Source organism: Mycobacterium sp. (assembly GCF_019243155.1).
Classification (GTDB): domain Bacteria; phylum Actinomycetota; class Actinomycetes; order Mycobacteriales; family Mycobacteriaceae; genus Mycobacterium.
Window position 1 is genome coordinate 1 of the sequence record NZ_JAFAUS010000181.1, and the last position, 5,386, is coordinate 5,386.

A 5,386-nucleotide genomic window follows, 5' to 3' on the forward strand; every position below is an offset into this window, starting at 1 on the left:
CAGATCACGCCGTTGTCGACCTCGATGCCGGTGCCCGCGAGCCACTCCGTCGCGGGCTTCGAGCCGATCCCGACGACCACCACGTCGGCCGGCAGCTCGGTGCCGTCGTCCAGCACCACGGTGTCGACGTGTCCTTCGCCGCGCACCTCGGCCACCCCGACACCGAGGCGGACATCGACGCCCTCCTCGCGGTGCAGCCGCGCGACCAACTCGCCGATCTGCTCGCCGAGCACCGCGGCCAGCGGTGTCGGCTGCGGCTCGACGAGGACCACCTCCACTCCAAGGCTGCGCAAGCTGGCGGCGACCTCACACCCGATGAAGCCGGCCCCGACGATAACGGCGCGCTGCGCGGCCGTTGCGTGCTCGCGCAGCGCCATGCTCTCGTCGAACGAGCGGAGCACCCGAATGCCCTCGAGATCCGGGAAGGCCGGAATGCGCCGCGGCACCAGCCCGGTCGCGATGACCAGTTCGTCGTAGCCGATCACGGCTCCGTCGGACAGCGTCACCGTCTGCGCGGCGGTGTCCAGGCCGGTGGCGGCCGCACCCAGTCGCAGGGTGATGTTCTGCTCGTCGTACCACTCGCGCGGTTTGAGGGCGACGTCGTCGACCTCTTTGCGCAACACCTCTTTGGACAACGGTGGCCGGTCGTAGGGAACATGCACCTCGTCACTGACGATCGTGATCGGCCCGGTGTACTCCGACCGCCGCAATTGCTCGGCGGTCCGGGCGGCCGCGAGGCCGCCGCCGACGATCACAATCCCTTTGTCCGACCCTTTGTCCGACCCCGGGCCGGCCTTGTCCTCGTGTTCGCTAGCGGTCACGTGCTGTTCATACACGATCGCGAATCAGTACTTCAAGGCGCCCTTGTCTACCGGGACCTGCGTGCCCGTCACGGTGCCCGCGCCGTCGCCGGCAAGCCATACGACAACGTCCGATACTTCCTCGGCCGACATGAAGCCGTTGGGCTGCAACGGCATTGGGGGAAAGCTGTGCACGAAGTTGGGGTACTTGGCAAAAATCTGCATCATCGCGTCCGGTTCGATCATCGGCGTGTCGATCGAATACGGATGGATGCTGTTGACCCGGATACCGAATTCGCCGAGCTCGATCGCGAGCGTGTTGGTCAGCGCGGTGAGTCCGTGTTTGCTGGCCGAGTAATGCCCGTTGCCCGGTGTGGCTTTCACTCCGGCCGACGAGCTGACGACCACGATGGAGCCGCCGTTACCCGCCTCGATCATCGCGGGAATGGTGGCACGCAGCGTGCGCCAGGTGCCGGTCAGGTTGATGTCGATGACGGTGTTCCACTGCTCATCGGTGAGCTCCCAAACCCGACCCCAGCTCAGCACTCCCGCGTTGGCCACCACGATGTCGAGCCGGCCGAATTGTTCGACGCCCTCGGCCACCAGTTGCTTCAGCGCGGCGTCGTCGCGAATGTCGGCCTGGCGGGCCAATATCTTGCGGCCCTCGGCTTCGACGAGGCGCACGGTCTCGTTGAGGTCCTCGGGGGTGGCCGGGGTGTAGGTCACCGTGTCGGACGCGGACGCGCAGATGTCCAGCGCGATGACGTCGGCACCCTCGCGGGCCAGCCGCACCGCATGCGCCCGTCCCTGGGCCCGGGCAGCGCCGGTTATGAACGCCACCCGTCCCTGCAGCGATCCAGTCACGCCTTCGCCCCTTCCATCACCGAAATAGACAAGCAAGGCTAGCAGCGAAACTGAAACGTGTTCTAGCTCGGCGTCGGAATCAGATCTCGGCGATGATCTGGGCGCGGCGACTGTTGTATTCCTCGTCGGTCAGCGCGCCGCCGGCCCGTAACGTCTCCAATTCCTGCAGCCGCTGAGCGATCGACGGTTGCGGCGGGGTGACCACCGGCGCCGGCCCGCCCGCGGGTGCCGGCTGCGGGGTGGGGGCCTGGTTCTGGACCGCGCGGCGCACCACCGCCTGAATCTGCTGGCGCAACGCGGGGTTCGTCCGGATGTCGACCATGCGGTTGAGCGGAACGCCGTTGGCCTTGAGGATCTGCAGGATCTCCATCAGCGGCCCGGCTTGCCCGCTGAGGTCGTAGGTCTTGTTGTCTTCCGCCACCGTGAACTGCGCGGGCACCAGGCCGTTGACCAAAGCGCTTCGCTCCCAGTCGATTCGGTATTCGCCGGTGGTCGGGTTGACCAGGACGACGACCTTGCGGGCGTTGAGATTGCCGAGCCGGGTGACGCTGGCGATGACCCGGTCTTCACTGTCGAACGGCAACAACCCGGGACCGGAGATGTGCAGGTGCACCTTGATGACCTGTTGGTTGTTGACCCACGTGCCGGTCTCGGTGATGCCGGTGATCTGCGCGAGCGCCAGCACGCCGTTCTGCTCGAGCTCCGCGTTCTTCGCCGACGACTTCGCCCCGTAGTTGGCCAACGCGATCGCGATCACCACGTCGGCAACGGTGATGAGCAGACCCACGTAGAGCATCCACTGCAGCAGGCTGCCGAGCCCGAGGACGAAGTACACGACCAGGAAAATCGGCCCGACCAGGCCGCCGCACAGCAGAACCACCAACTGCGCCTTCAGGTAGCGCGCCAACACGTGCGTCTCCTCGCCTCGCCGGGAGTGCCGGGCCTAATCCACCTTGAGTCGAACCGGCGGCGGCGCCTGGCTCTTCGACGACGCCGCGGGAGCAGCCGGCGCCGATGAGTGGGGCGAGGCCACCACCGGGGTGCCGGGCGACACCGGCATGGTGGAGGCGGGAGTGGCCTCCACTGCCGGAGCCGAAATCGTGCTGGCCGGTGTCGGCGTCGGCGCCGTCGCCGTGGTGGCTGCCGCGTAGGCGGGCGTCACCGCTCGCGTCGGGGCGACCGGGGCGACGGTCGAGGTGAGCGTGGCCGATGCCGGAGCCGCCGCGATCGACGCGGCACCTGCCGGCGCCGGGGCGACCGCGGACGCCGAAGCGACCGCCGATGTCAGAGGCGCCGCCGGGGCGGCCGAAACCGAGCCGCCCAGTAGACCCGCAGCCGCGGCCGGGACCTGCGCGCCCATCGAAGCGGGCGCCGCGGCCATGGTCTGCAGCGGCGCGACGTTGGCGGCCTCGGTGGCGGCGTACTGCACCGCGCCGCCGTTCATCAGCTGCACGAATTGGGTGTGAAACGCGGCGGCCTGGATGCTCAGCGCCTGGTAGACCTGCGAGTGCGCGCCGAAGAGTGCCGCAACGCTGGCCGACACCTCGTCGGAGCCGGGCGCCAACATGCTCGACGTGGGGACCGAGGCCGCCGTGTTAGCCGAGGTGATAATCGCCCCGATATTGGCCAAGTCCGTCGCTGCAGCGGAAATGTACTCCGGTGTCGCGTTTACGAACGACATACGGGAACCTCCCTGGCCACCATCGGGGCCACCGACGCGCAATGACGAAAATGTTAGCTGAGTCGGCGCGTTCGCGAAGCATAAAGCCCGGACTGCCTGATTCGGCAGCCCGGGCTTTATCGCTGAAGCGGAAACTACTTGATGATCTTGACGACCCGGCCGGCGCCGACGGTGCGGCCGCCCTCACGGATCGCGAACCGCAGACCGTCGTCCATGGCGACGGGCTGGATCAGCTTCACCGAGATGTTCGTGTTGTCACCGGGCATCACCATCTCGGTGCCCTCCGGCAGCGTCACCACACCGGTCACGTCGGTGGTGCGGAAGTAGAACTGCGGGCGGTAGTTGTTGAAGAACGGCGTGTGCCGGCCGCCCTCGTCCTTGGACAGGATGTAGACGCTGCCCTCGAACTCGGTGTGCGGCGTGGTGGTGCCGGGCTTGACCACAACCTGGCCGCGCTCGACGTCCTCACGCTTGATACCACGCAGCAGCAGTCCGACGTTGTCGCCGGCCTGACCCTGGTCGAGCAGCTTGCGGAACATCTCCACACCGGTGACCGTGGTCTTGGTGCTGGTCGGCTTGATGCCGACGATCTCGACTTCCTCGTTCACGTTGATCACGCCGCGCTCGACACGGCCGGTGACCACGGTGCCACGACCGGTGATCGTGAAGACGTCCTCGACGGGCATCAGGAACGGCTTGTCGGTCTCGCGGACCGGGTCCGGGATCGACTCGTCGACGGCGTCCATCAGGTCCTCGACGGACTTGACCCATTCGGCGTCGCCCTCAAGCGCCTTCAGCGCCGAGACCCGGATGACCGGAGCCTCCTCGTCGAACTCCTGGGCGGCCAGCAGTTCGCGGACCTCCATCTCGACGAGCTCGAGCAGCTCCTCGTCGTCGACCATGTCGGCCTTGTTCAGCGCGACCAGGATGTAGGGCACGCCGACCTGACGGGCCAGCAGCACGTGCTCACGGGTCTGCGGCATCGGGCCGTCCGTGGCGGCGACCACCAGGATCGCGCCGTCCATCTGGGCGGCACCGGTGATCATGTTCTTGATGTAGTCCGCGTGGCCAGGCGCGTCGACGTGCGCGTAGTGGCGCTTCTCGGTCTGGTACTCCACGTGGGAGATGTTGATCGTGATACCGCGCTGACGCTCCTCAGGCGCGTTGTCGATCTGGTCGAATGCACGCGACTCGTTCAACGCCGGGTACTTGTCGTGCAGAACCTTGGTGATAGCCGCGGTCAGGGTGGTCTTGCCGTGGTCAACGTGACCGATGGTCCCGATGTTGACGTGCGGCTTCGTCCGCTCGAACTTCGCCTTCGCCACTTCTGTGTCCTCCTGGACTTGTTGGTGCTTATAAAAGCAGTGTTGGTGTTTTCAGTTGTGCCGCGGTTAGTGACCGGGCCAGGTTACTCCGGGGCGGTGTTTACTCACCCGTCGCCTTCGCTTCGGCAGATTGCTCGGCTCCGAGCTCGTGAGTTGACACTCACTCGCCCGTCGCCTTCGCGATGATCTCCTTCGAGACATTCGCCGGCACTTCGGCATACGAGTCGAACACCATGGAGTAGTTCGCCCGGCCTTGAGTCTTGGACCGCAGGTCGCCGACGTAGCCGAACATCTCCGACAGCGGCACGTGCGCCCGAACGACGCGTGCACCGCTCCGCTCCTCCATGGCCTGGATCTGGCCACGGCGGGAGTTCAGGTCGCCGATCACGTCGCCCATGTAGTCCTCGGGCGTGGTGACCTCGACTGCCATGATCGGTTCCAGGATGACCGGTTGCGCTTGCTGCGCAGCCTTTTTCAGCACCTGGGAACCGGCGATCTTGAACGCCATCTCCGACGAGTCGACCTCGTGGAAGGCTCCGTCGAGCAGGGTGACCTTCAGGTTGACCAGTGGGTAGCCGGCCAGCACGCCGTATTGCATGGCGTCTTGCGCACCGGCGTCGACCGATGGGATGTACTCCCGCGGGATGCGGCCACCGGTGACCTTGTTCTCGAACTCGTAGGTCGCACCGTCTTCGCCGTGGAACGGCTCGAGGTTG

General features: G+C 66.5%; 5 protein-coding genes and 1 pseudogene. All 6 read right to left on the reverse strand.

Going from position 1 to position 5,386, the window contains the following annotated elements:
* On the reverse strand, window positions 1-821 hold an 821-nt coding region (locus tag JOZ00_RS08835; protein ID WP_293342604.1), incomplete at its 3' end, for an FAD-dependent oxidoreductase.
* Window positions 822-845: 24 nt separating this feature from the next.
* Entirely contained in the window at window positions 846-1,664 is an 819-nt protein-coding gene (locus JOZ00_RS08840) for a mycofactocin-coupled SDR family oxidoreductase (protein ID WP_293314905.1), read from the reverse strand.
* Window positions 1,665-1,743: 79 nt separating this feature from the next.
* Window positions 1,744-2,574, reverse strand: coding sequence for an SHOCT domain-containing protein (locus tag JOZ00_RS08845; RefSeq protein ID WP_293314906.1), 831 nt, complete (start codon window positions 2,572-2,574; stop codon window positions 1,744-1,746).
* A gap of 33 nt (window positions 2,575-2,607) precedes the next feature.
* Window positions 2,608-3,345, reverse strand: a complete 738-nt coding sequence (locus JOZ00_RS08850) for a PE family protein (RefSeq protein WP_293342607.1) — start codon at window positions 3,343-3,345, stop codon at window positions 2,608-2,610.
* Window positions 3,346-3,479: 134 nt separating this feature from the next.
* Window positions 3,480-4,670 carry an elongation factor Tu gene (tuf, locus tag JOZ00_RS08855; RefSeq protein ID WP_293342610.1) on the reverse strand — a complete coding sequence of 397 codons (1,191 nt, stop codon included), beginning with the start codon at window positions 4,668-4,670 and terminating at the stop codon, window positions 3,480-3,482.
* Between the two features lie 160 nt (window positions 4,671-4,830).
* A pseudogene (gene fusA, locus JOZ00_RS08860) lies at window positions 4,831-5,386 on the reverse strand (elongation factor G); the annotation flags it as partial.

Excerpts from the sequence above, each read along its gene's own strand:
- JOZ00_RS08850 (WP_293342607.1), bottom strand. The coding sequence starts at position 3,345 with ATGTCGTTCGTAAACGCGACACCGGAGTACATTTCCGCTGCAGCGACG.